Origin of the sequence: Streptomyces sp. RP5T (assembly GCF_003933965.1) — a bacterium.
Taxonomy (GTDB): domain Bacteria; phylum Actinomycetota; class Actinomycetes; order Streptomycetales; family Streptomycetaceae; genus Streptomyces.
Map to the genome: position 1 here is coordinate 1 of NZ_RSAJ01000073.1, position 23,738 is coordinate 23,738.

Sequence of the window (23,738 nt, forward strand, 5' to 3'; positions counted from 1 at the left end):
CTCCTTACCCGCCGCCCGGCGGTGCCTCCGGAGAATCCGACGAGGATCTCGCCGCCCGGCTCAGAGGCCGTCCCGACGCCGAGGCCACCCAGGCCGTCGCGCTCCTCATGGCCCGCCACTGGAAGCCGGCCCACGATTACGCCGTCATCTGCCTCGCCTCCCCGTCCGAGACCGCCTCCATGGTGGCCGCGGCCGCCTTTCACCAGGTCCTGGACCGGCTCGTGCTCGGCGAACCCGCCCTCGCGCTGCGTCCCAGAACCCTCGTGGCCGTGCGTGACACGGTCAAGGAGTGGACGGCCGAGGACCGCACGACCGGTGTCCTGCCGGATCTGCTGAAACCGAACGGCGGCCGCGGGATGCGGGCCGCGAAGACCATGACCCCCGAAAACCGCAAGCTCGCCGAGCGGTCATTCCAGTCCCTTCCCGGTCTCGCCCGCTGTCTGCTGTGGCACACCGAGGTGGAGGCGGAGTCGACAGCCGTGCCCGCCGCACTGCTCGGCATGGACATCGACACCGCCTCGGCCGCGCTCGAACAGGCTCGTGAAAAATTCCGCGAAGGGTGTGTACATGCCCATCGGGAACTCGCGCCGACGAAGGATTGCCGCTTCTACAACCGTCTCCTCGACGTTCCCATTCGCCGCGGCGGAGCCCTGCTGCCCGATGTCCAGCAGCATCTCGCGGAGTGCCGCTACTGCCGTGCCGCCGCGGAACAACTGAGCCATTTCGAGGGCGGTCTGGGCATACTGATCGCCGAGTCGGTGCTGGGCTGGGGTGCCGGCCGTTATCTCGAACTGCGCGCCGGGCGTACGCCCCCGACGCCGGCCCGTGGCCGGGGGGCCGGTCGGCACGGTGCGGGACGCCGCAGCATCCTCGCGCGCATCCCGGCGCCCGGCCGCCGCGCTCCCGGCGAGGGCGGGGGCCTGACGTCCTCACGGACCCTGCTCACCGGAGTCGGCCTCACCTCCGCCGGCCTCCTCGCGGCCATGCTCGCGGCCGGTCTGTGGTCGCACGACGGGGGCGCCGACCCGGCCGCCTCCACCAGCGCCACCGGCGGCGGCACGACCCCGGGCACCGCCACTCCTACACCGGGCACCGCCCAGCTGCCCACCGCACCGGCGGTGACCCGGCTGCGCAACGCGGCCGCCGACCTCTGCCTCGACATCCGGGGCACGGTGAAGGCGGGCGCGAGCACCGAACTGGCCGCCTGCTCGACCGACCTGACGCAGCGGTGGTCGTACGGGACCGACGGACTGCTGCGCAGCGAGGCCAACCCCGAGCTGTGCCTGGACTCGCACAAGGACGCGGGTGTCGTCATCCTCGGCACCTGCGCCGACGAGAAGACGCAGCGGGCCGACGACGTGCGCTACGACCTCACCGTGCGGGGGGAGTTACTGCCCCGCTGGGACGACCAGCTCGCCCTCGCTCCCACCGCCGAGGAGCCGGGCGCCGATGTCGTCGTCAAGGTGCGCGACCGCTCGGAGCAGCAGCGGTGGCTGACCGACGCGGCCAGCGTCGCGAGTCCCGGCTCGCTGTCGGTCACCGGCAGCGAGGCCCCGCAGGCCCGGCCCGCGGAGCTCACGGACCGGATCTAGGGACGGTGCCCTCGCGGGCCCGCCGATGACAGGGAGGCCTCCGTGCGCGGAGGCCTCCTCTCACGTGGGGTCCTCCACCAGGTCGTCGGGGCCGACCGTCGCCGGGCTCGCGTGACCCGACAGGGCGAGGGTGAGGTCCAGCTCCGCGAGCAGACAGCGGATCACGTGCTCGACGCCCGCCTGCCCGTCGAGGCCGAGGCCGTAGACGTACGGGCGTCCGAGGAGCACCGCGCGGGCGCCGAGCGCGAGGGCCTTGAAGACGTCGTCGCCGGTGCGGACCCCGCTGTCGAAGAGCACCGTCAGCCGGTCACCGACGGCCTCCACCACCCGCGGCAGCGCGTCGGCCGCCGCGACGGCCCCGGCGACCTGGCGGCCGCCGTGGTTGGAGACCACGACCCCGTCCATGCCTGCGTCCGCGGCGAGGCGGGCGTCGTCCGGGTGCAGGATGCCCTTGAGGACGATCGGCCCGTCCCAGTGCTCCCTGAGCAGCCTGAGGTCCGGCCAGGTCTTGCCGGGGTCCGCGAACATGCCGACGAAGTGCAGCACGGCCGCGTTCGGATCCTCGTGCACCGGTTTGGCCAGGCCCGCCTGGAAGGCCGGGTCGGAGAAGTAGTTGGCGGTGCCCACACCGCGCAGGAACGGCAGGTACGCCTGGTCGAGATCGCGGGGCCGCCAGGACAGCAGCGGGGTGTCCAGGGTGACGACCAGGGCCGTGAACCCGGCCGCCCTGGCCCGGTCGAGGAAGCTCAGGGCCACCTGCGGGTCCTTCGGCCAGTACAGCTGGAACCAGCGCTCGGCGTCCCCCATGGCCTCGGCGACCTGCTCCATCGGTATGCTGGAGGCGGACGACAGGATGTAGGGCACGCCCCGGGCCGCCGCTGCCCGGGCCGCGGCCGGCTCCGCTTGCGGGTGCATGATCGACAGCACGCCGACCGGTGCGAGGGCCAGCGGGGCGGGCAGCGAGCGGCCCAACACCTCGACGGACAGGTCGCGTTCGTGGACGTCCCGCAGCATGCGCGGGACGATCCGGCGCCGCTCCAGCGCCGCCCGGTTCGCCCGCGCGGTACTGCCGTCCCCCGCGCTGCCCGCCACATAACCCACGGGTCCCGGACCGAGCCGCTGTTCGGTGAGCTCCTCCAGCCGGGTCAGATCGGTGGGCAGCCGGGGCACCGCCCCCGACATCCCGTTCAGATAGATCTCGTACTGGAAGTCCGCCCAGTGCTCTGCCATCCGTCGGAACCGCCTCTCCTCGTCGGGTCCGCCGACGATATCGGGGGGCGGACCCCGGTCAGGAGGGGGCGGCGGTCCCGCGCGCGGCGAGGATCGCGGCCAGTTCGGCCGGCCGGGAGAACATCGGCCAGTGGCCGGTGTCCATCTCCACCAGCTCCCAGTGCCCGCTCTCGACCAGCTCGGCCACGACGGGCAGTGGTTCGCCGTCGTCGAGGAGGCACTTGACGTACGTCGCCGGGAGCTCGCCCAAGGGACGGGTGAGGACGGCGGGTTCGGTGAGTGTCGCGCCCGGGTGCGGGGTCGAGCGGTCGACGATCCGGGCGATCTGCTCGTCCGTCAGCCCCTGGCCCGCGTAGTGGTCCGGGCCCGCCGGCGGCCAGAAGCCGTCGTTGTCCGCGATCTCCTCGCGGACGCGGTCACTCGGCCACCCCGACAGGAACGACTCACCGTCGACGGGTACCTCGGAGTCCACGAAGACCACCCGCGCGAGCCGGTCCCCGATCCGCTCGGCCGCCTGCCCCACGGGTATGCCCGCGTAGCTGTGCCCGACCAGCACCACCTCGCGCAGGTCCAGCCGTTCGACCTCCCCGACGATGTCCCGCACATGGGTCTGCTGTCCCGCCGGTACACCCCGCTTCTCCGCGAGGCCCGACAGCGTCAGCGGACGGGGCCGGTGCCCGGCCGCGCGCAGTTCGGCGGACACCTCGTCCCACGCCGACGCCCCGAGCCGTGCTCCTGCCACGAGTACGAAATCAGTCATGCCCGCAACGTAGTCGACCGCATCGAGGACGCCCGGGCCCGTACCCGGCCCTGGTCCCGGGGCCGGCTCCCGGCTCACTCGTCTTCCTGGCCCCCGGACGGGGCATCGCCCACCTCCCCGGTGTCGGGACCCCGCTCGCGCACCCGCTGGACGTGCTCCAGTGACTCGCGCAGCTCGGCGAGCCAGTCGTCGGTGTGCTGATGGACCAGCCGGACGCACCAGGCGAGCGCGTCGCTGCGGCTGCGGGCGACCCCGCCGGCGATCAGGGTGTCCAGGACCTGACGCTCGGGCTGGCGCAGCCGCGTCATCACGGGCGCGGCCACGTGCGTGAACAGGGCGCGCTCGCCCTCGCACTCCACGCCCCAGGACACCTTGCGGCCGAACCTGTGCTCGGCCTCGCGGGCGACCTCGACGCGGTCCTCGCGGGTGCGCTCCCGGAACTCCTGGATCCGGCCCTCCACGGCCGCCTGCCGCTCGGCGGCCGAGACGTCCTCGGTGAGCCGGGGACCCGGGATGCGGCCGATCACGGTGATCTCCTCGCGGTCGACGACCACCTCGACCAGGGATGCGAAGAGGTCCTCGGGCAAGCGGCCGGTGAACCAGCCGCGCAGCTTCTCTCGCTGCTCCTCGGTAATCATGTAATGACGATTACTCCGCTGCTTCATGAACGCAAGGGGTCGTGGAGGGGTGCGCCGAGAGCTGAAGCGGAATGTTTCAGGCCTATTGCCGAGGCGGGGTAATCAGGCCATCCGGCCGGATGGGGCGATCAAGAACCGCCCGGCAGAAGGGATCGCCTGTTCGGATGATGTGACTTCGCGCCACTGATTCAACACGCAAGGTTACTGAAACCTGTGGGGTCGATGTGAAGTTCGGGCCAGGACTCGGCAGACTCGCGCTCGCCGCTCCGGCACCGACCGAGCCGGAGGGCACACCCTCGAATCCAGCGGAAGGATGCACACAATGCGGAACACCGCGCGCTGGGCAGCAACCCTCGGCCTCACGGCCACCGCCGTCTGCGGCCCCCTGACCGGCGCCGCCCTCGCCGAACCCGCCACCGCCTCCGGCCTCTACGCGCCGTCGGCCCTCGTGCTCACCCTCGGCCACGGCGAGAGCGCCGCCGCCGTCACCCCGGAACGTGCCGTGACCCTGACCTGTGCCCCGACCTCCTCGGGCACCCATCCGGCCGCGCCCGCCGCCTGCGCCGAACTGCGCGCGGCCGCAGGGGACTTCGACGCCCTCGGGGCCGGGGCCGACGCCATGTGCACCCGGGAGTACGCCCCCGTGGTGGTCACGGTCGAGGGCGTGTGGCGTGGCAAGCGCGTCTCCTACGAACGCACCTTCGCCAACGAGTGCGTGAAGAACTCCTACGGGACCGTCTTCGCGTTCTGAGGGACCGGGGTCGCGTGGTGCCCGTGATCTGCCCGGGGGGCCCGCAGTTGGGGAGTGCCGCCCCTCTCACGGAACCCCGTGATCCCGCACCGAGGTCCGGCGGACGGAGTGGGGCCGTCCGCCGGACCCTCGGGTCACGACTCGTCCCGGTCCTCCGTCAGGGGCCCGCCGCGGGCGTTTCAGGAGCGCTTCCGCTCCCGGTGGCTGGTGTCGCACCACGGATAGCGGCGACTGCGCCGACAGGTGCACAGGGCGACCCGGAAGCGGTCGGAGGTGACCGTGGAGCCGTCCTCCAGCTCCACCTCCACGGGGCCCTCCACGAGCAGGGGGCCGCGGTGCTGCATCCGGATGCGGCACGGCCGGTCGGAGTCGGATTCAGAGGGGGAGTTCGGCACGGACGACCACCAGCTCTTCCTTCTCGTCGGCCGCGGACAGCAGGCCGCGCTGACGCAGCCAGTCCTCACGCGTCCGCAGGACCGGTCCGAACGCCACCTGGTGACGGCGGGTCACGGCGGCTTTGAGGCCGGCCTCGCGCAGATGCCCCACGGTCCGTCCGGAGTCGCTCAGTTCGGAGTGGACGATCAGCAGCACTCCGCCGGGGCGCAGCAGCGCGGGGGCCTCCCGGCAGACCCGGTCCAGGACGTACCGTCCGTCGTGGCCCGCGTCCCAGGCCCGGGCCTTCCCGCGCGGCGGCCCGGCGCCCTTGGGTGCCGGCACGTACGGCGGATTGGTCAGGATGAGGTCGAACGACTGGTCCCGCACGGGGTGGAAGAGGTTTCCGCGCCGGACCCGGACCGACGCGCCGGTCAGCCAGGCGTTCGCGCGGGCCGTGCACACCGCCCGCCACGACACGTCCACCGCGGTGACCCGGCTGCCCCGGTGGGCCGCCTGAAGGGCGAGGGCACCGGTCCCGGTACCCACGTCCAGGACGTCCGCGCCGGGCGGCAGCGGTTCTTCGGACAGGGCTCCGGCCAGCAGCGCGGTGTCCTCCTGCGGGCTGTAGACACCGGGGAGGACCAGAGGGGGAATCAGCGATCTCACCATGCCCAAGTACCCCGGCATTCAGGAAATATGGTGAATTTCGGAAGTCAGGGGAGTCCGCAGGGACGAGCGTCCCTCCGCCCAGTCACGCAGCAGCCGCTCCGCCAGGCGGTCCTCGACCTGGCCGGTGACGTCGATCCCGAAGGCCACGTCGGCGGCCAGGTGCGGTTCCTCGGCCAGCAGGCCGCCGATCACCTCGTGGCGTACGACCTGCTCGTGGACGGCGTCGGCCTCGACGTGCTCGTCGTAGAAGTGCTCGGCGGCCGGGCCCGCGCCCGTGCGGCGCATCGCCTCGGCGAGCCGCCGGGAGCCGGGCGAGGAGGTGATCTCGACCGCCGCGAAGTGGCCCACGAGGGCTCCGCGCAGGCTGCGGTGCAGGCCCAGCAGGGACATGAGGTTCACCGTCACGAGCATTTCCGCGCAGGCCGCGTCCAGGTAGTGACCGTACGTCGTGTCCAGGCCCAGGTCCGTCATCAGGTTCGCGAAGAGCAGGGCGTGGACGCGGTCGGGGTGGCCGCCGCCGAACTCGTCGAACTCCACCGCCGCCATGCCCGCCTTCGCCCGGCCCCACAGGCGCGGCAACACCCACGCGTGCGGATCGGCCTCCTTCAGGTGGTACAGAGAGCGCTGGGCCGCGTACTCGCGCACGTGCCGCAGTTCGCCCTCCTCGTTCAGGAAGTGGCTCACTCCCGTGCCGTCGACCGGTTCCACGAGAAGTGCGTCGATCGCCTCCTCGACACTGTCGTGGACCGGGGTGTCCGAGCGCAGGGCGGACAGGAAGCGGTGCTCCAGTGCCGCCCTGGTGCGCAGCAGGTCCGGGTCCCACTCAAGATCCGGGCAGACGCCCCGGAAGCCGCGGTAGTGCAGTTCGTAACAGATGTAGAGGGCCAGCTGGAGGTCGTCGCCGTACACGTCCGCGCCGGCCACGGCCTCGGGGCGCGGCAGCGGTCCGGCGCCGAGCAGATACTCCTGGACCGCGGCGGAGACCGGGCCCCGGGCCTGCGGCAGCTGTGGTTCTCGAGGGTCCTGAGACATGCGCCCCGGGTACCCGGGCGGCGGCGGATCACCCACCGCCCGCCCGGGGCCGCTCCGGGGTCACTCTCCGGCCGCGTCCTCCTGGGCGCCCTCATTGGGGCTGGTCGCGTCCCCGGCCTCGCCCCGGTGGGCCCGCTGCTCGTCGGAGTCCCGGACCCGCTTCTCGGCGTCCTCGAACTCGTGCAGGACCTCGTCCAGGGCGCTGTCGGGCTTCTGCTTCTTCTCCGGCACGGGTGTCTCCTCGCTCTCTCGGTTCAGGGGGTGGCCGCCGCGATCCGCAGGGGCACCGGCTCAGGGGGGACGGCGTTCTCCTCGTTGCGGCGGGCTATCTCGGCCCACCACGAGGCGCCGTCCTCGATGTGCCGCAGCAGCACCCCCTCGCGGATCGCCCAGGGGCAGATGGTGACGGTCCTGACCCCGGTGAGTTTCATGGCCGTGTGCCCCACCACGGCACCGGCCAAGCTCTGCGCGGCCCGCGGAGCGGAGATTCCGGGCAGTTCGGCCCGCCGAGCGGCCGGCAGGACGGCCAGGGACGCGATCGCCTCCCGCAGGTCGGCGCGGTGCATCCGGCGTTCCACGAACGGCCCGCGCCGACCGGGCGGGGTCCCGCACAGCCGGCCCAACTGCTCGAAGGTGCGGGAGGTGGCCACCGCGGTGCGCGGCCCCTCCCAGCGGATCCGCGACGCCACGTCCCGCAGCTGGTGGCGGACCTTGCGGCGCAGGGCCCGTACCGCGTCCGGGGACGGCGGGTCCTGCCCCTCGAAGAACTCGTGCGTCAGCCGGCCCGCGCCCAGCGGCAGCGAGGCCACGTAGTCCGGCAACCGGCCGCGCCCGAAGGCGACTTCGAGCGATCCGCCCCCGATGTCGAACAGCGCGAGCGGCCCCGCGCGCCAGCCCATCCAGCGCCGCGCCCCGAGAAACGTGAGCTCCGCCTCCACTTCGCCCGGCAGGGTGTACAGCCCGACGCCGGTCCGGGTCCGGACGGTGCGCAGCACCTCCTGACGGTTGGGCGCGGAGCGCACGACAGCGGTTGCGAAGGCCAGCGGTGCGGCCGCGCCCCAGCGGGCGGCGGTCCGGCTCGCCCCTTCCACCGCCTCCACGAGCCGTTCCACGGCCTCTTCGGGGACGGGGCCGCCCGGTCTCACATGGTCCGCGAGTCTCAACCGCCACTTGGCCGTGTGCACCGGCAACGGCACCCCGCCCTCGGCATCCGCCACCACCAGACGAACCGTGTTCGACCCCACATCCACCACGCTTATCCGCATGGCCCTGTGGGTACCCACACAGAACCCCTTCCAACGCTGCGCGCTGCGACCAAGCGTCGCTCTCCGTCCCCGCCCGGGCACCATCCGTCCACGCCTGGCCCCCGGGTGACGGACCGTCACGGGGACGGCGATGGCCGTGAGCAGCGAGAAGGGCCGCCGTCTCCCTGCTGACGGCGACCCTCGAGAACCGGCGGCTCCCGCTGTGGCGGCTACATGTGTACGACGGGAGCGGCGTCCGCGTCCTGCTCCGGCACCCCGCGCCTGAAGAGCAGGAAGGCGATCAGCGCACCGGCGGTGAAGAGACCCGCCGACCACCAGAAGGCGGTGGTGTAGCTCTCGATCGTGGCCTGGGCCTGGACCAGCTTGTTCGTCGGGTCCTTGCCGGCCAGGTAGTCGGTGGCGGCGCTCGCGGCCAGCGTGTTCAGCAGGGCCGTGCCGATCGAACCGCCCACCTGCTGCATGGCGTTGACGGTGGCGGAGGCGACTCCCGCGTCCTCGGCCGCGACCCCGCCCGTGGCCAGCTGCATGGCCGGCGGCATGACAAGGCCGAGGCCGAAGCCGGTCACGATCAGCTGTGGCAGGACGGCGGACAGATAGCTGGAGCCGACGCCGATCCCGGTCAGCCAGGCCATGCCGGCCGCGGCGACCGCGAAGCCCAGCGGGATGACCACCTTGGGCCCGATCCGGGGGACCAGCTGTGTGGTGCTGAGCTGGGCCGCGACCATCAGGGCGGCGACCATCGGCAGGAACGCCGCGCCGGTCCTCGTCGGACTGAAGCCCAGGTTCAGCTGGAGGTAGTAGGTGAGGAAGAGGAACACACCGAACATGCCGCCGCCGGAGATCAGCACGGCGAGGAAGGAGGCCGCCCGGTTGCGGTCCAGCAGGATGCGCAGCGGCAGCAGCGGGTGTGCGGCGCGGGTCTGCCACCAGGCGAACGCGGCCAGCAGCACACCGCCGGCGATCAGGAAGCCCCAGGTCGCGGGGGAGTCCCAGTCGTGCGTCTCGGCGTTGGAGAAGCCGTACACCAGGGAGAAGAGACCGGCGGCGACCAGCAGTGTGCCGGGCACGTCCAGCTTGGAGTTCGCGGCGTCGCGGTGGTTGTGCAGCAGCAGCCAGCCGCCCGCGAAGGCGGCGACGGCGATGACGACGTTGACGTACAGCGTCCAGCGCCAGTCGAACGCGTCGGTCAGGACGCCGCCGAGCAGCAGGCCCACCGCGCCGCCGGCGCCGGCTATGGCGCCGTACACGCTGAACGCCTTGGCCCGTTCGCGGGCGTCGGTGAAGGTCGTGTTGAGCAGGGAGAGCGCGGCCGGTGCGAGGAGCGCGCCGAAGGCGCCCTGCAGGGCACGGGCGGTGACCAGCATCTCGAAGTTGGTGGCGGCGCCGCCCAACGCGGAGACGGCCGCGAAGCCGGCGACCCCGACGAGGAAGGCCGTCTTGCGGCCGAAGAGGTCGGCGATCCGTCCGCCGAGCAGCAGCAGGGAGGCGAACGCCAGCGCGTAGGCCGTGACGATCCACTGCCGGTTGCCGTCGGAGAAGCCGAGGTCGGCCTGGGCCGAGGGGAGGGCGATGTTCACGATGGTGGCGTCGAGGACCACCATCAGCTGGGCGAGCGCGATGACCGCGAGGATCCACCAGCGCTTGGCCGAAGCGGCGGCCGGTGCCTCGACGGCACCCTCCCGCCCGCTCTCGGTCAGGGTCTTCTGGGACATGGGAACAACTCCAGGGAAAGTCGGCCGGGCGCTACCGATTCATAAACGAAACGGTTTCGTACACGAAGAGGCTAGACCACTCCGAACGAAACGGCAACGTTTCGCTAGGGGTGATGCGTGCCACTGCATGCCTTGACAGGCATATAACTGGTGAGGAATATGGAACCCGTGACCGACGCCCGGCTGTGGACCGCCCTCGCCGACCCGCACCGGCGGGACATCGTCGCCCTCCTCCGTGAGCGGCCCCGGCCCGTCGGGGAGATCGTGGAGGCGTGCGGACTGAGCCAGCCGGGCACGTCGAAACATCTGAAGGTGCTCAGGGAGGCCGGCCTGGTCCGGGTGCGGCAGGACGCGCAACGGAGGGTCTACGCCCTCGACCCGGCCCCGATCGCCGAGCTGGACGCCTGGCTTGCCCCGTACCGCGAGCTCTGGAACACGAGCCTGGACGCACTGGGCGACCGCCTGGACCGGACGGCGCCCGACACCCCAGCAGAACCCGCCCCGAAGGACTGATCCACCATGGCCGCAGACCTCACCGGCACGTATCTCACCCTGGACGACGGCCGCCCCGCCGTCCGTTTCAGCCGCACCTACGACCACCCCGTGGCCCGCGTCTGGCGGTTCGTGACCGACGCCGACGAACTCGCCCACTGGTTCCCGTCCCGCGCCGAGATCGACCTGCGCCCCGGAGGAGCCGTCAAGTTCAGCGGCGACCCCCACATGGAGGACTCCACGGGCCGGGTCATCGCCGTCGACGAACCCCGCCACCTGTCCTTCGAGTGGGGCGGCGACGAACTGCGCTTCGACCTGGAGGCCCTGGACGAGAACCGGACCCGCCTCACGCTCACCAACGTCCTGCAAGCCGCCGACACCGCCGCCCGCAACGGCGCCGGATGGGAGGTGTGCCTCGCCGCCCTCGACGCCCGCGCCCGCGGCGAGCGCCCCGGCCGGCCGCCGTGGGAGGGGCTCTACCGGGCGTACGTCGACGCGGGGCTGCCCTCGGGGGCGCCGGTCCCCGGCATGGACTGACCGCTCACGCCATCTGGCGCCGCACCAGCTCGTGCAGCCGCCCGCCCGTGTCCGCGAGGAGCTGCGCGGGCGGCCCCTGCTGGGCGACCTTGCCGTTCTCCATCACGATCACCCGGTCCGCGTCCAGCACCGTCGACAGCCGGTGGGCGATGACGACCCGGGTGGCGTTGAGGGCCTTCGTGGACTCGATGACCGTGCGCTGCGTGTCGTTGTCCAGGGCGCTGGTCGCCTCGTCGAAGAAGAGGATCCGCGGCCGCCGGATCAACGCCTGGGCGATCATGAGCCGTTGGCGCTGGCCGCCGGAGATCGCCCCGCTGCCGGAGACGATGGTGTGCAGTCCCATCGGCATCCGCTGGATGTCCTCCGCGAGCCCCGCCATCGCGGCCGCCGCCATGGCCTCCTCCGGCGTGTACGGCTCGGTGCCGCAGATGACGTCCAGGATGGACCCGGTGAACGGCTGGGCGTGCTGGAGCACGACACCGCACTGCCGGCGCACCGCCGACTGGTCGAGGGCGGCCAGGTCCTGGCCGTCGTACAGGACACTCCCCGAGACCGGGCGGTCGAAGCCGATCAGCAGCCTGAGCAGGGTCGACTTGCCGCAGCCGCTCGGGCCGACGATCGCCACGAACTCGCCCGGCCGGATCTCGAAGGACACGTCGTCGAGGATCAGGGGACCGTCGTCGGAGTAGCGGAAGGAGAGCCTGCGGGCCTCCATCGCCCCGGTGAGCGGTCCGGGGCGGGTGCTCGCGGTGCGCACCTCCGGCTGTGCCTCCAGGACCGGCTTGATCTCCTCGAACAGGGGGAGCGCGGCCACCGCCGAGACGAAGGCCCCGGTGAGCTGGGTCACCGCGGTCAGCAGCATGGTCACCGAGGTGTTGAAGGTGAGGAACTCCGCCGCCGACATCGAGCCGCGCGCCGGGCCCGCGAGCAGCATGAACATCAGCAGGGTGCACAGCGGGAGATAGACCGACCCCATCACCGAGGTGAGGTTCTTGATCCGGCCCACCTTCTGCTGGAGCTCGCGGCTGCGCGCGAACTCCGAGGCCCAGGCCGCGTAGGCGTAGTTCTCGGCCGCCGCGACCCGGAGCTTGGGCAGCCCGCGCAGGGTCTGGAAGGCCTGGTTGTTCAGCTTGTTGCCGAGCACGACCAGTCGCCGCTGCCAGCGCACCTGCCACAGCCCGAGCCCGAGGAAGCCCCCCGCGATGACCACGAGCATGCCGATCGCCGCCAGCGCCATCGGCACGCTGTACCAGAACAGCAGGCCCAGGTTCATCGCGCCGATGGTCACCGACTGGGCGACGGTGGGGCCGATGCCCGCCATCATCCGGCGGATCGAGCTGATCCCCATGGCCTGGCTGGCCAGTTCACCGGTCGAACGCTCGGTGAAGAACTTCGTGGGCAGCCTGAGCAGCCGGTCCCAGACGGCCGGCTGGAGAGTCGCCTCGATACGGCCCTCCAGCCGGAGCATGGTGAGGTTCTGCAGCAGCATGAAGGCCGCCGTCACCACACCGCTGACCATCACGGCCAGACACACCTGCACGATCAGGCCGGTCTGCGCCTTCGGCACGAACTCGCCGAGCACCTTGCCGGTCGCGATCGGGACCAGCGCCCCGATCGCCACCGTCACCAGACCGCTGAGCAGCAGGTTCGTCACATCGCCGCCGGTGCCGCGCATGCTGAACCGGACCAGCCCCAGCGGGCTCAACGCCCGGTCGGGCAGCGGGCGGTAGAACATCACCGCGCGCGGCTCGAACTCCTCCGCGTTGTCCTTCTCGATCGGCGTCTCACGCCCGGTCGCCGGATGCACCGCCACATAGCCGCCGCGCCGCCACAGCAGCGCGACCGGCGCGCCCGACAGCGCTCGGTGGCCCACCAGCGGGCCGACGTCGTCCCGCCACCAGCGCCCGTCCAGCCGGACGGACCTGATGCGGACGCGGGAGGCGAGGGCGATGCGCTCGACCGGGTCGAGGCGGTCGCTCTCGGTGCCGCTGTGCGCGTTCTCGGCGAGCGGGATCCCGGCCGCGTCGGCGACCAGCTTGCAGGCCGCGTAACTGGCGTCGGCGTCGGCGGCCGTCGTGCGCTGCTTCGACCTGCCGATGGACGCGAGCAGGGTCCGGTCGGCCTGGGCGCGCACCGCCTCACCGGCCTTGATGCCGGCCGCCGTCCGGGTCTCGTGGGTGCGCTCCAGCTGCTCGATCCAGCGGTCGAGGGTGGTGAGCAGCCGGTACTGCTGGTCGACCATGGACTGCCATACCGCCGGATCCATCAGCAGATCGGCGGCCGCCTCGGCACCGTACAGCGAGCCGTACTGCACACTGCCCGGCGGGACCTGCATCCAGAACACGTCGTCGTCGGTGGGCGCCGCGGCCCGCTCGTCGGCCATCGGCGCCTGGAAGAGGATGGAGAGACTGCGGCCGACACCGAGCGCGAGGGCGTACTCCAGAGGGCTCGTCGTCGGCGGCACGTACTGGGGGTTGCCGTACTCGTCGTACGACCACGTCTGGGTGTTCGCCGGCTGGTACAGCTCGCGCAGGCCGATGCGGTGCACGACGCAGTCCCTGAGCGGGCGCGCGACCAGGGTGTGCTGCGGGCCCGCCACCGGTCCGAGCAGCAGCGCGCCCGGCTCCAGCCGGCCCAAGTGGTGCCAGTGGCCCTGCTGTTCGGCGTCCACCGCGAACAGGTCCACCGCGCCCGACACGACCAGCCACAGCACCTGCGGGCCTTCGAGGTCGATGCGGCTGAACCCCGCGCAGTCGACGCGCGTGCCCATCTGACCGAGGGAGGTGAGGACCACGTCCCCTTCGTGTGCGGTCGTCATCTCACCGTTCCTTGACCAGGGCCGCGTACGCGCCGCCGCGCGCCACCAGTTCCTCGTGCCGCCCGCGTTCCACGATCGTGCCGTGCTGCAGTACGACGATCTCGTCGCTGTCGCGCACGGTGCTGAGCCGGTGCGCGATCACCACACACGCGCAGCCGCGCTTGCGGAGGTTGTCCATGACGACCTGCTCGGTCTCCGCGTCCAGCGCGCTGGTCACCTCGTCGAGAACCAGGATGCTCGGCCGGCGCACCAACGCCCGTGCGATCTCCAGACGTTGACGCTGGCCGCCGGAGAAGTTGCGGCCGTCCTGCTCGACCCTGCTGTGGATGCCGCCGGGCCGGCGCACCACCACGTCGTACAGGGCCGCGTCCCTGAGCGCGTCCACCACCGCCTCGTCCGGGATCGACGGGTCCCACAGCGCCACGTTGTCGCGGACCGAGCCCTCGAAGAGGAAGACGTCCTGGTCGACGAAGGACACCGAGGAGGCGAGCGCGCCGCGCGGGATGTCGTCCAGGCGCCGGCCGTCGATGCGGATCACGCCCTCCCAGGGCGCGTACAGGCCCGAGATCAGCCGGGACACGGTCGACTTGCCGCTGCCGGAGCCGCCGACCAGCGCCACCTGCTGGCCAGGGCCGACGGTCAGGTCGAAGCCGGTGAGCAGCGGCTTGTCGAGCGGGTTGTAGCCGAAGGTGATGTTCTGGAGTTCGACGTGCCCGTGCAGCCGGCGTGTCGAGTCGCCCGCGCCGGGACGGCCGTAGAGCGGGTCGGCCTTGAAGTTCTCCACGTCCTTCAGCCGGGCCACGTCGGCCGCGAAGTCCTGGATGCGCCCCGCCACGCCGTTGAGGCGGGTGATCGGCGCGGTGAAGCGGGTGACCAGGGCCTGGAAGGCGACCAGCAGGCCGACGGAGATACCGCCCTCGACGGCCCGCATGCCGCCGATCCACAGGATGAGCGCGCTGTTGAAGGTGGCCAGCATCGGCGCCACCACGCCCAGCCAGGCGCTCGGCACCCCGAGCTTCTGCTGCTCCTCGAGAGTGGTGGCGTGCTGCCCCGCCCACTTGCGGAAGTAGCCGTCCTCGCCGCCGGTCGCCTTCATCGTCTCGATCAGCTGGAGGCCGGTGTAGGCGGTGTTGGTGAGCCGGGCGCTGTCCGCGCGGAGCTTCGCGGTGCGGGTGGCCCGCAGCCGGATGACGACCCGCATGGCGACCACGTTCAGCAGGGCCACACCGATGCCCACGTAGGTGAGCTGGGGGTCGTAGGTGTAGAGGAGGATCGCGTACAGGACGACCACCACCGCGTCGACGCCCGCCGCCGCGAGGTCGCGGGCCAACGTCTCGGCGACCTGGTCGTTGGACTGGAGGCGCTGCACCAGGTCGGCCGGGCTGCGCTGGGAGAAGAACGTCACCGGCAGCCGCAGCAGATGCCACAGGAAGCGGGCGCTGGACAGGGTCGAGGAGATGATCCGGCCGTGCAGGAGGTTCGCCTGCTGGAGCCAGGTCAGGGCGAGGGTGAGGGCCACGCAGGCCCCCATCGACGCGAACAGCACGCCGAGCAGCGAGGTCTGGCCGCCGATCAGGAACATGTCGATGTAGGTGCGGGAGAGCGCGGGCGTGGCCGCGCCGACCAGCACCAGCAGCAGGCTCGCGAGAACCGCCGTCGGCATGGTGCCCGCGGTGCCGCGCAGCCGGGCCGGCATCGCGCCCAGCACTCCGGGCTTGCGGCCGCCCTTGGTGAAGCCCTCGCCGGGCTCCATCACCAGCACGACACCGGTGAAGCTGCCGTCGAAGTCCTCCATGGGGACGAACCGGCGGCCCTTGCCGGGGTCGTTGATGAAGACGCCGCGGCGGCCGAAGCGGCGGCCCATGCCGTCGTAGACGACGTAGTGGTTGAACTCCCAGAACAGCACGGCCGGGGTCCGCACCTCGGCGAGGGCGGCCGTGTCCATCTGCATGCCCTTGGCCGTCAGGCCGTAACTGCGGGCCGCCTTCAGGAGGTTGCTCGCGCGCGAGCCGTCGCGGGAGACACCGCAGGCGATGCGCAGCTCCTCCAGCGGGACGTGCTTGCCGTAGTGGCCGAGCACCATCGCGAGGGAGGCGGCGCCGCACTCCACGGCCTCCATCTGGAGGACGGTGGGGGTACGGACCGTCTTCGCCTTCCCCGTGGGGACCGGGCGCTTGGGCGGGGCGGAGCGGCGTCTGCTCCGGGTGTCCTGTGCGGTGCTCACGGCAGCAGCCAATCGACGGGGCGCTGGTCGGCCAGCCGGATCGAACCCGAGGCCAGGGTCATGGAGGTGAGGGCGAAGGGCGGTCCGTCCGCGGACGACCACTGGTAACCGCTCTTGGTGTCCTTCGACTTGTCCAGCCGCACCAGTACGGCGACGGGCCGGCCGTCCCTGGTGAACTGCTCGCCGAGCTGGCTGTCCCCGAGGAAGGCGGCGATCTGCTGCGCCGACTGGGCCGAGCGGTCCACCGACTTCACATGACCGCGCAGCACGCCGTACTCCTGGGTGGGCACCGAGGAGACGGTCAGGTCCACGGCCGCGTCGTCCGGTATGGAGGCCGCGTTCTCGGCGGGCACGTACACGGTGGCGTACATCGGGTCGGAGGCGTGCGCGACCTTCTCCACGGCGGCGACGTTCGCGCCGGTCGAGATGATCTGGCCGATGGTGGCCGCCAGCGCGGTGACACGGCCCGCGGCGACCGTACGGACGACGGTGTCGCCCTCGGCGGTGCGGACCTTCAGCACGGGGGAGTTCGCGGGCAGTTGTGCGCCCTCCTTGGCGATCACCTGGGTGACCTGGCCCGCGACCGGGCTCTGCAGGACGTAACTGCCCTGTCCGTGGGTGAGGATGGCGGGCGCGCTCACCGTGGAGGCGACCGAGCCGGTCACCGCCCACACGGACGCGGCGGCCATCACGACCACCGTCACCGACATCACCAGCCAGCCCTGCGGACGGGCGAAGCGCACCGGAAGGTCGAGTTCCTCCGGTGACTGGAGTTTGGCGAGGGCCTGTTGGCGGAACTGCACGGAACTTCCCTCACCTGCGAAAGCGTGCGAATGCCACGCATGCTGCCAATGACAAAGGACCGACTCGTACGAGCCGGCCGGAATGACGACACCCAAGAGTCCCGGAACCGCCGGTTTGCGGCTCCGGGACGGGTCGACCACAAAAGAGTGATCAGATCACGAAGTGTGATCAGAGGCCGGCGACCAGGCCGGTGACCGGGGCGGTGTTCAGGCCGGTCACACCCTCGACGGTGCCGACGGCCGTGTTGACCAGGCCGGAAACCGGGGCGACGCCGTCCACCAGGCTGGTGACGGTGCCAAGGGCGTTCAGCTGCAGGCCGCCGGAGACGTTGTCGAGGTCGGCGTCCGAGATCTCGACGGTCTCAACCTGGGGGGTGGAGTTCATGATGGAACTTCCCTTCGTATGGGTATTTCACAAGGGGGGAGCGGCCCCCTCTGGGGACAGATGACGGCCGCAGTCACAAAGCGCCGGATCCCGTTTCCGGGAACTCCGACGGCCTTGCGGTGCGATGGATCAAAGCACGCTGCGGCTGCGCGCTTCCAATCAACCATCGGTCTCACCAGGGAACTTGAGTCACAGAAAGCTTCATCCGTGCAGAGTCGCGCACGCCTTGACGCCGAGTTCTTCACATGTGATGTCACGGCGGCGTGAAGGGGCCCTTGCCGTCGCCGTGGCGAATGCGACACACCTCGCCAATGACATGGGTGCCGGTTCGCGCTTGTGCAGAACTCCCGCTCGCGGTGACCTGGTTGCGCATTCGATGTGCAGATTCGCTGGAGGGGGGATTCGGGCCGAAGTTCACGACGGACCGTTGCCGACCGATCGCTGAGCGTGTCAGTCCAGAAGTGCGTAGACCGTGCTCGCCCGGGCCGCGAGATCACCCGTCGCGGCGTCGGTCATCGTGATGTCGGCGAACGCCATGCGCCGGCCCAGTTTGGTGACGACCGCCTTGATCAGGACATCCGAACCGGTCACCGCCCGCTGGAAGGCGGTGGACTGCTGCACCGTCGTCATCGGGCCGTAGGCGCCCCGGGCCGCCGAGACGGCGATCACGGTGGCGGTGTCGGCGGCCGCCATCAGGGCCTGGCCCGACAGCGCGCCCCCTTCCCGGGCCAGTCGCTGTGACCAGGGCAGACGCAGCACCGCGTGGTCGGCGCCCAGGGACTCGACGCGCAGCGCGAGGTCGAGGACCCAAGGGGCGAAGTTGTCGGCGAGGATCTTGTCGGCTTCGGCGGGCGTCATCGTCATATGGGGGATTGTTCCCGCGCGCGGCGGGCCCGGCACGGCCCGTGGCCGAATCGACGTGGCAATCGGGGCGTAAAGAAACGGCATTGAACGCCCCGTGCACACCGTGCGTACCCATGGCCATCCAGGCGCCCCGAACAACCGACTGCCGTACGGCGGTTACAGACTCCGGTCCCCCAGGAGGTCGAGAAGTTTGAGTCACAAGCGAATTCCGAAGCGCAAGGCCGCATTCGCGGCAGGCACCGTGGTGGCGCTCGGAGCCGCCGCGATTCTGCTGCCCAACGCCAACGCGTCCCAGGACGGCTCGTCGAACGACGCGGCGGCCATCGCGCCGAAGACTCTGAAGGCGACGGACGCCTCGGACCTCGCCTCGCAGCTCGAGAAGTTGCTGGGCGACGCCTTCGCCGGGTCCTACTACGACTCCGACAGCGGGCAGCTCGTCGTGAACGTCATATCCGGTGACAGCAACGTCGTCGTCCAGGCGAAGAAGGCCGGTGCCAAGGTCCGCGAGGTCGACAACAGCCTCACCGAACTGGCGGCCGGTGCGAAGACACTGAAGGAACAGGCGACCATCCCGGGCACCGCCTGGGCCGTCGACCCGCGCACCAACAAGATCCTGGTGACCGCCGACAGCACGGTCACCGGCGCCAAGTGGAACACCCTCGAGTCGACGGTGAAGAGCCTCGGCTCGGACATGGCGACCGTGAAGAAGTCGGCCGGCACCTTCAAGACCTTCGCGTCCGGCGGTGACGCCATCTTCGCCGGCGGCGCCCGCTGCTCGCTCGGCTTCAACGTCACCGCGGGCGACGGCAGCCCCGCCTTCCTGACGGCCGGTCACTGCGGGGTCGCGGCCGAGCAGTGGTCGGACACCCAGGACGGCCAGCCGATCGCCACCGTCGACCAGGCCACCTTCCCCGGCGACGGCGACTTCGCCCTCGTCAAGTACGACGACCCGGCAACCCAGGCGCCCAGCGAGGTCAACGTCGGCGGCGGCCAGACCGTCGCGATCAACCAGGCCGCGGACGCCGAGGTCGGCCTCCAGGTCTTCCGCATGGGCAGCACCACCGGGCTCGCCGACGGCCAGGTCCTCGGACTCGACGCCACGGTGAACTACCCCGAGGGCACCGTCACCGGACTCATCCAGACCGACGTCTGCGCCGAGCCCGGCGACAGCGGCGGCTCGCTGTTCACGCAGGACGGCTCGGCGATCGGCCTGACCTCCGGCGGCAGCGGCGACTGCACGGTGGGCGGCGAGACCTTCTTCCAGCCGGTCACCACCGCCCTCCAGGCGGTCGGCGCCACGCTCGGCGCGGGTGACGCAGCCGGCGGCGGCGCGGGCGACCAGGCCGGCGGCCAGGAAGCGGGCGCCGGTGGCGACGCCGGGGCCGGTGCGGGCGACCAGGCCGGTGGCGAGGCCACCGCGAGCCCCGGTGACGAGGCGGGCGCGGGTCAGGAGGCGGGCGGCGACCAGGCCGGCGGTGACGTGATCGGCGGCGAGCAGACCGGCAACGGGCAGGACGCCGGCAACGGGCAGGACACCGGCAGCGGCGCCGGTGACGCCACCGGCGATGCCGCGGACCAGTCGCACAACTGACCCCCTGGGTCCGGCACCACACCTCGAACCGGCCGCGTCGGCAGCGGCCCCCCACACCCTCCGCTGCCGACGCAGGCCTCCTGTGACCACCTCCCGGCCTCCCGCTCTTCCGGCCGGGAGGTGCGACGGTCCGGCCCTCCGGCGGGAGGGCCGGACCGTCTTGTTCTGCGGTGGGTCGGGCAGTACGCCTGGCGGCCGGGCGGATCAGCCGTCCGCGCGCAGCAGAAGCAGCGCCACGTCGTCGCTGCGCTCCCGCGCCGCCGCGCTGCGGCGCACGAGTTCGTCGGCCAGCGCGTCGAGCGGACGGTCGCCGGCCTCGGCCAGCTGGCGCCCCAGCTCGGCGAGCGCGTCCTCGATGTCGACGCCGGGGGATTCGATCAAGCCGTCGGTGTAGAGGACGAGGACGGAACCGGGCGCGAGCGCCACCTCCGTCGTCGGATAGCCGGCCGAGCCGTCGATGCCCAGCAGCGGGCCCCCGGCCAGGTCCAGCACCCGCACCCGGCCGTCCGGCCGCCGCAGCAGCGGCGGCGGATGCCCGGCCCGGGCCATGACGGCCCGCCCCCGCTCCGGGTCCAGCCGCAGGTACAGACAGCTCGCGAAGAGGTCGGCACCGAGGTCGATCAGCAGCCGGTTCGTCGAGCGCATGACCTCCTCCGGCGTCTGGCCGACGGTCGAGTACGCCCGTACCGCCGTCCGGAGCTGTCCCATCAGCCCGGCCGCCGTCACGTTGTGGCCCTGCACGTCCCCGATCACGGCGGCCGCCAGCCCGTCCACCGGCACCAGGTCGTAGAAGTCGCCGCCGATGTCCATGCCCTGGGTCGCCGGCAGATAGCGGGCCGCCGCGTCGATGCCGGGCAGCGACGGCAGGGTGTGCGGGAGGAGGGCCTCCTGGAGGCCGTGCGCCAGCTGGTGCTTGGCGTCGTACAGGACGGCCCGCTCCAGGGCCTGTGCGATCAGCCCGCCCAGACTCGTCAGCACCGCCCGCTCGTCCGCGGGGAAGGCGTGCCGTTCGGCGTAGGCCAGCACACAGGTGCCCACCGGGCGCCCGGAGGCGATCAGCGGCAGATAGGCCCAGGCCGCGAAGCCGTCGGGGGTGGCGTGCCGGACCGGGTACAGACGTTCCAGGTGCTCCCGGGAGTCGAAGAACGCCGGCACCCCGGTCGTCAGGGCGCGCGTGCCCGGCGTCGGCTCGGTCAGCGGCAGCCCGTCGAAGCGCTCCACGACCCGCGCGTCCGGATACCCGCGATGGCCGAGCACGTGCAGCCGCCCCGCCCGTGAACCGAGCACGACCAGGGCCTGGCTCCCCACCGCCGGGGCGATTTCGTCCGCCACCAGCTGCACCACGTCCTGCACGCCCACCGCCTCGGTCAGCGCCCCGGCCAGGCTCAGCACCTGCGAGATCGACACCAGCCGGGACGGCGCGTCCTCGGACCGCGGACCTTCCCGGTTCATCTCCGTCACCGCACGAGCCCGGCTCACCCGGACGCTCAGCCCGGTGGTGCTCGGGTACAGCCGGAACGACAGCCAGTCCCCGGGCGGCCGCAGCGCCACGAACGAGGTGCTGTGCTGGCTGAGCAGCGCACCCCGGTACCGGTCCTCGTAGACCGGATCGTTGAGCCAGGGCACCGCCACCCACAGCTGCGAGCCCAGCAACCGTGAGACGGGGACGCCGATCAGTTCGGCCGCCGCCGCGTTGGCGAAGGAGATCCGCCCGTGCAGATCGAGCGAGCACAGTCCGTACGGCAGCCGCGCCACCATCCGCGCCGCCTCCACCGTGCCCAGCGTCCCGGCCGCGGCCCCCACCTGGGCGGCGGACAGCAGATCCGGCTCGGCGTGCGGCGCCACGCTGTCCTCCACCGCCCGCTCCAGCCGCACCGCGAGCCGCCCGCAGGCCGCGGTCAGATGGTCCCGCTCCCGGTCGGACAGGTCCGGCGGATGCGAACCGGGCCAGGTCACGAAGACCGCGCCGTACACCTTGGACGCGGTCGCCACCGGAATCGCGGCCAGCGCGAAGGGATACGGCAGCACCACGGCGATCCGCGGATAGCGGCGCGCCATCTCGTGCTCGCCGCCCACCCACACCAGCCGCCGCTCCCGCGCCGCCTCCGCCACCGGGATCGGCGCGCTCAGCCCCACTCGCTCCCAGGGCGCCGCGAACGCCCGCGGCAGGCCGGCTATCGCCGCCATCTCCAGTACGGGTTCGTCGGCGGCCATGAGATACACCGCGCCGGAGTGGGCGTGCACCTCGTCCATCATCGACGCCAGCGCGAGGGACAGCAGCGGCCGTCCCACCCGGGTCCGGGCGCCCGCCGACGCCGGGGACATATGTCCGTCGGACACCCCGACCACCTCCTAGCGCGGGCGCGTCCCGCCGGGAGCGCGGGCCACCGGTGCCTGCCGCGCCCCCAGGCACCAAATCTCCACCCTCGCGGCGCGTCCCGCACGGCGAGCGCTCCCGGATACGGGCACACGTGTAGCAGGGCGACGGCGAGGACGGCCGGGTACCCCCGGGGCCCCGGACCATGCCCCCTCAGTCGAAGCGCGGCACGGCACACGGGCGCCGCTCGTGCGCCCCCGCGCACCCTGATGGCCAATTCTTCGCGCCCGACGGCGGTCCGGGACCCGAACAATGGGGCACGCGTTCATGCCACGGGACCGATACCGCGAATCAAGGGGGACGAGAGTGATCCGGGTGCTTCTGGTGCACGACGCGTGTCTGGTGAGATCGGCCCTGGCGGAGTGGCTCCGCCGGGAACCCGATCTCGGGGTGTACGACACTCCGTGGCAGACCGCGCCCGGTCGGCTGCGCTCCTTACGTCCGGACGTCTGCGCGGCCGACCTCGAATGCTCGGACGCGTACGGCATCCCGCCCCTGGGGGAGTTATCGCTGCGCGAGCCGGACCGGAATCCGCCGCGCCTCCTCGTGATGGCCAGCGCCAACCGGCCGGGGCTGCTGAAGCGGGCCGTCGAGGCGGGGGCCCTCGGCTACGTCGACAAGGAGGGGGCGGCACCCGAGCGACTCGTGCGCGGGATCCGCAGGGTCGCCGAGGGGAAACGTTTCGTCGACGACTCGCTGGGCTTCGGTTTCCTCCAGGCCGCGGAGATGCCGCTGACCAGACGCGAGTTGAGCGTGTTATCCCTCGCGGCCGAGGGGGCCTCCATCGCGGAGATCGCGGGGAACCTGTGCCTGTCCCACGGGACCGTGCGCAACTACATGGCCGCGATCACCCGCAAGACCGGGGCCCGCAACCGCATCGACGCGATCCGCATCTCGCAGGGACAGGGCTGGCTCTGAGCGCCCGGGGGCCACGGCCGTCCAGCCGCCCACGAGTTCGCGGTACGCGGGTGAGTCGCGCACCAGCTCCTCGTGGGTGCCGTACGCCGTGCGCGGGCCGTCCATCAGCAGCACGTGGTCCGCGCGGCGGGCCGAGCTGATCCGGTGGGCGACGACCACGAGCGTGGTCCCGGGCCGGTCCGCGAAGGCCCGCTCGGCCCGCTCCTCGGCCCGCGGGTCCAGATGGCAGGTGGCCTCGTCGAGCAGGACGAGCGGCGCGTACGACAGATGGGCCCGGGTCAGCGCGACGAGCTGGCGCTCACCCGCGGACAGGGCGGCCGGATCGACGAGGGCCCGCGGTCCGCCGAGCGCTTCGAGGAGCGGGGTGAGCCCGACGGCCTCCGCCGCCGCGAGCAGCTCCGCCTCCGGCACCGGGTCCGGCCGCAGGTGTCCGAGGTTCTCGGCGAGGGTGCCGGTGTGGACGTACGCCTCCTGCGGAATGAGCACGCGCAACGCGGCCGCGGCGGGGGAGGGCACGGGGTGTCCCCACAGCCGGATGCTTCCTCCGGTGGGCTCCAGGAGCCCGGCGACCAGCGCGGTGAGCGTGGACTTCCCGATCCCGCTGGGCCCTACGACGGCCAGATGGGCGCCGGGCGCGAGGTCGAGGTCGAGACGGTCGACGACGGGGGTGGCGGCGGGGCCGTAGGCGAAGGAGAGAGCGGTGAG

21 protein-coding genes and 1 pseudogene are annotated in these 23,738 nt (G+C 72.1%); 6 read left to right on the plus strand and 16 right to left on the minus strand.

Annotation, left to right across the window (positions count from 1 at the left end; all coding sequences use genetic code 11):
• Window positions 1–1,592: RICIN domain-containing protein (locus EHS43_RS10950; protein ID WP_260470471.1), on the plus strand; the 1,592-nt coding region annotated here is incomplete at its 5' end.
• A gap of 60 nt (window positions 1,593–1,652) precedes the next feature.
• Here the strand turns inward: EHS43_RS10950 and EHS43_RS10955 are convergent.
• From EHS43_RS10955 to EHS43_RS10965, 3 genes are all read right to left on the minus strand, one after another.
• Window positions 1,653–2,822: a lactate 2-monooxygenase gene (locus tag EHS43_RS10955; protein ID WP_125190346.1), complete on the minus strand. Its 1,170-nt coding sequence runs from the start codon at window positions 2,820–2,822 to the stop codon at window positions 1,653–1,655.
• A 58-nt stretch (window positions 2,823–2,880) separates the two neighbouring features.
• On the minus strand, window positions 2,881–3,582 hold the full coding sequence (locus EHS43_RS10960) for an alpha/beta fold hydrolase (protein ID WP_125190347.1): 702 nt from the start codon (window positions 3,580–3,582) through the stop codon (window positions 2,881–2,883).
• A gap of 74 nt (window positions 3,583–3,656) precedes the next feature.
• On the minus strand, window positions 3,657–4,220 hold the full coding sequence (locus EHS43_RS10965) for a hypothetical protein (protein WP_125190348.1): 564 nt from the start codon (window positions 4,218–4,220) through the stop codon (window positions 3,657–3,659).
• Between the two features lie 322 nt (window positions 4,221–4,542).
• Between EHS43_RS10965 and EHS43_RS10970 the strand changes: the two genes are divergently transcribed.
• Window positions 4,543–4,971: a protease inhibitor gene (locus EHS43_RS10970; RefSeq protein WP_125190349.1), complete on the plus strand. Its 429-nt coding sequence runs from the start codon at window positions 4,543–4,545 to the stop codon at window positions 4,969–4,971.
• Between the two features lie 179 nt (window positions 4,972–5,150).
• Here EHS43_RS10970 and EHS43_RS10975 read toward each other — a convergent pair whose 3' ends face one another.
• From EHS43_RS10975 to EHS43_RS10995, 6 genes are all read right to left on the minus strand, one after another.
• On the minus strand, window positions 5,151–5,366 hold the full coding sequence (locus EHS43_RS10975; RefSeq protein ID WP_125190350.1) for a CDGSH iron-sulfur domain-containing protein: 216 nt from the start codon (window positions 5,364–5,366) through the stop codon (window positions 5,151–5,153).
• A complete protein-coding gene (locus EHS43_RS10980; RefSeq protein ID WP_125190351.1) occupies window positions 5,347–6,015 on the minus strand; it encodes a HemK2/MTQ2 family protein methyltransferase in 669 nt (222 codons plus the stop codon). The genes EHS43_RS10975 and EHS43_RS10980 overlap by 20 nt, the downstream gene beginning before the upstream one ends.
• Before the next feature lie 18 nt (window positions 6,016–6,033).
• Window positions 6,034–7,047 carry an iron-containing redox enzyme family protein gene (locus EHS43_RS10985; protein WP_125190352.1) on the minus strand — a complete coding sequence of 338 codons (1,014 nt, stop codon included), beginning with the start codon at window positions 7,045–7,047 and terminating at the stop codon, window positions 6,034–6,036.
• A gap of 60 nt (window positions 7,048–7,107) precedes the next feature.
• Complete coding sequence (locus tag EHS43_RS46365) at window positions 7,108–7,278, minus strand: hypothetical protein (protein WP_185806202.1); 171 nt, start codon at window positions 7,276–7,278, stop codon at window positions 7,108–7,110.
• 23 nt (window positions 7,279–7,301) lie between these two features.
• Complete coding sequence (locus EHS43_RS10990; RefSeq protein ID WP_125190353.1) at window positions 7,302–8,312, minus strand: Ppx/GppA family phosphatase; 1,011 nt, start codon at window positions 8,310–8,312, stop codon at window positions 7,302–7,304.
• A gap of 209 nt (window positions 8,313–8,521) precedes the next feature.
• The gene (locus EHS43_RS10995; protein WP_125190354.1) at window positions 8,522–10,024 is read right to left on the minus strand and encodes an MFS transporter; all 1,503 of its coding nucleotides are present in this window, start codon (window positions 10,022–10,024) and stop codon (window positions 8,522–8,524) included.
• A 168-nt stretch (window positions 10,025–10,192) separates the two neighbouring features.
• Between EHS43_RS10995 and EHS43_RS11000 the strand changes: the two genes are divergently transcribed.
• A complete protein-coding gene (locus tag EHS43_RS11000; protein WP_185806203.1) occupies window positions 10,193–10,537 on the plus strand; it encodes a helix-turn-helix transcriptional regulator in 345 nt (114 codons plus the stop codon).
• A gap of 6 nt (window positions 10,538–10,543) precedes the next feature.
• Window positions 10,544–11,053 carry an SRPBCC family protein gene (locus EHS43_RS11005; protein WP_125190356.1) on the plus strand — a complete coding sequence of 170 codons (510 nt, stop codon included), beginning with the start codon at window positions 10,544–10,546 and terminating at the stop codon, window positions 11,051–11,053.
• Window positions 11,054–11,057: 4 nt separating this feature from the next.
• On the opposite strand, the gene EHS43_RS11010 is transcribed toward EHS43_RS11005, so the two are convergent.
• From EHS43_RS11010 to EHS43_RS11030, 5 genes are all read right to left on the minus strand, one after another.
• On the minus strand, window positions 11,058–13,871 hold the full coding sequence (locus EHS43_RS11010; protein ID WP_125190357.1) for an NHLP bacteriocin export ABC transporter permease/ATPase subunit: 2,814 nt from the start codon (window positions 13,869–13,871) through the stop codon (window positions 11,058–11,060).
• A 1-nt stretch (window position 13,872) separates the two neighbouring features.
• Window positions 13,873–16,095, minus strand: a complete 2,223-nt coding sequence (locus EHS43_RS11015) for an NHLP family bacteriocin export ABC transporter peptidase/permease/ATPase subunit (protein WP_125190358.1) — start codon at window positions 16,093–16,095, stop codon at window positions 13,873–13,875.
• Entirely contained in the window at window positions 16,092–16,898 is an 807-nt protein-coding gene (locus EHS43_RS11020) for an HlyD family efflux transporter periplasmic adaptor subunit (protein WP_125190359.1), read from the minus strand. Before EHS43_RS11020 ends, EHS43_RS11015 begins: the two co-directional genes overlap by 4 nt.
• Before the next feature lie 169 nt (window positions 16,899–17,067).
• Complete coding sequence (locus EHS43_RS11025; RefSeq protein ID WP_020134776.1) at window positions 17,068–17,283, minus strand: hypothetical protein; 216 nt, start codon at window positions 17,281–17,283, stop codon at window positions 17,068–17,070.
• A 450-nt stretch (window positions 17,284–17,733) separates the two neighbouring features.
• Entirely contained in the window at window positions 17,734–18,147 is a 414-nt protein-coding gene (locus EHS43_RS11030) for a PaaI family thioesterase (RefSeq protein ID WP_125190360.1), read from the minus strand.
• Between the two features lie 190 nt (window positions 18,148–18,337).
• Here EHS43_RS11030 and EHS43_RS11035 point away from each other — a divergent pair, with 190 nt between their 5' ends.
• Window positions 18,338–19,738 (plus strand): S1 family peptidase, encoded by a 1,401-nt coding sequence (locus EHS43_RS11035; RefSeq protein WP_125190361.1) that lies wholly within the window; start codon window positions 18,338–18,340, stop codon window positions 19,736–19,738.
• A gap of 204 nt (window positions 19,739–19,942) precedes the next feature.
• Here the strand turns inward: EHS43_RS11035 and EHS43_RS11040 are convergent, their stop codons facing one another.
• Entirely contained in the window at window positions 19,943–22,087 is a 2,145-nt protein-coding gene (locus EHS43_RS11040) for a PP2C family protein-serine/threonine phosphatase (RefSeq protein ID WP_125190362.1), read from the minus strand.
• A gap of 334 nt (window positions 22,088–22,421) precedes the next feature.
• Here EHS43_RS11040 and EHS43_RS47590 point away from each other — a divergent pair, with 334 nt between their 5' ends.
• A complete protein-coding gene (locus tag EHS43_RS47590) occupies window positions 22,422–23,033 on the plus strand; it encodes a response regulator transcription factor (RefSeq protein WP_125190363.1) in 612 nt (203 codons plus the stop codon).
• A gap of 240 nt (window positions 23,034–23,273) precedes the next feature.
• On the opposite strand, the pseudogene EHS43_RS47595 reads toward EHS43_RS47590, so the two are convergent.
• Window positions 23,274–23,738: pseudogene (locus tag EHS43_RS47595) on the minus strand (ATP-binding cassette domain-containing protein); the annotation flags it as partial.

Bases quoted from the DNA above. Each gene is read 5' to 3' on its own strand.
- EHS43_RS10980 (WP_125190351.1), bottom strand. From the start codon at position 6,015: ATGGTGAGATCGCTGATTCCCCCTCTGGTCCTCCCCGGTGTCTACAGC.
- EHS43_RS10995 (WP_125190354.1), bottom strand. From the start codon at position 10,024: ATGTCCCAGAAGACCCTGACCGAGAGCGGGCGGGAGGGTGCCGTCGAG.
- EHS43_RS11010 (WP_125190357.1), bottom strand. From the start codon at position 13,871: ATGACGACCGCACACGAAGGGGACGTGGTCCTCACCTCCCTCGGTCAG.
- EHS43_RS10990 (WP_125190353.1), bottom strand. From the start codon at position 8,312: ATGCGGATAAGCGTGGTGGATGTGGGGTCGAACACGGTTCGTCTGGTG.
- EHS43_RS10970 (WP_125190349.1), top strand. From the start codon at position 4,543: ATGCGGAACACCGCGCGCTGGGCAGCAACCCTCGGCCTCACGGCCACC.
- EHS43_RS11025 (WP_020134776.1), bottom strand. From the start codon at position 17,283: ATGAACTCCACCCCCCAGGTTGAGACCGTCGAGATCTCGGACGCCGAC.
- EHS43_RS10965 (WP_125190348.1), bottom strand. From the start codon at position 4,220: ATGATTACCGAGGAGCAGCGAGAGAAGCTGCGCGGCTGGTTCACCGGC.
- EHS43_RS10985 (WP_125190352.1), bottom strand. From the start codon at position 7,047: ATGTCTCAGGACCCTCGAGAACCACAGCTGCCGCAGGCCCGGGGCCCG.
- EHS43_RS11005 (WP_125190356.1), top strand. From the start codon at position 10,544: ATGGCCGCAGACCTCACCGGCACGTATCTCACCCTGGACGACGGCCGC.
- EHS43_RS10955 (WP_125190346.1), bottom strand. From the start codon at position 2,822: ATGGCAGAGCACTGGGCGGACTTCCAGTACGAGATCTATCTGAACGGG.
- EHS43_RS11030 (WP_125190360.1), bottom strand. From the start codon at position 18,147: ATGACGATGACGCCCGCCGAAGCCGACAAGATCCTCGCCGACAACTTC.
- EHS43_RS10960 (WP_125190347.1), bottom strand. From the start codon at position 3,582: ATGACTGATTTCGTACTCGTGGCAGGAGCACGGCTCGGGGCGTCGGCG.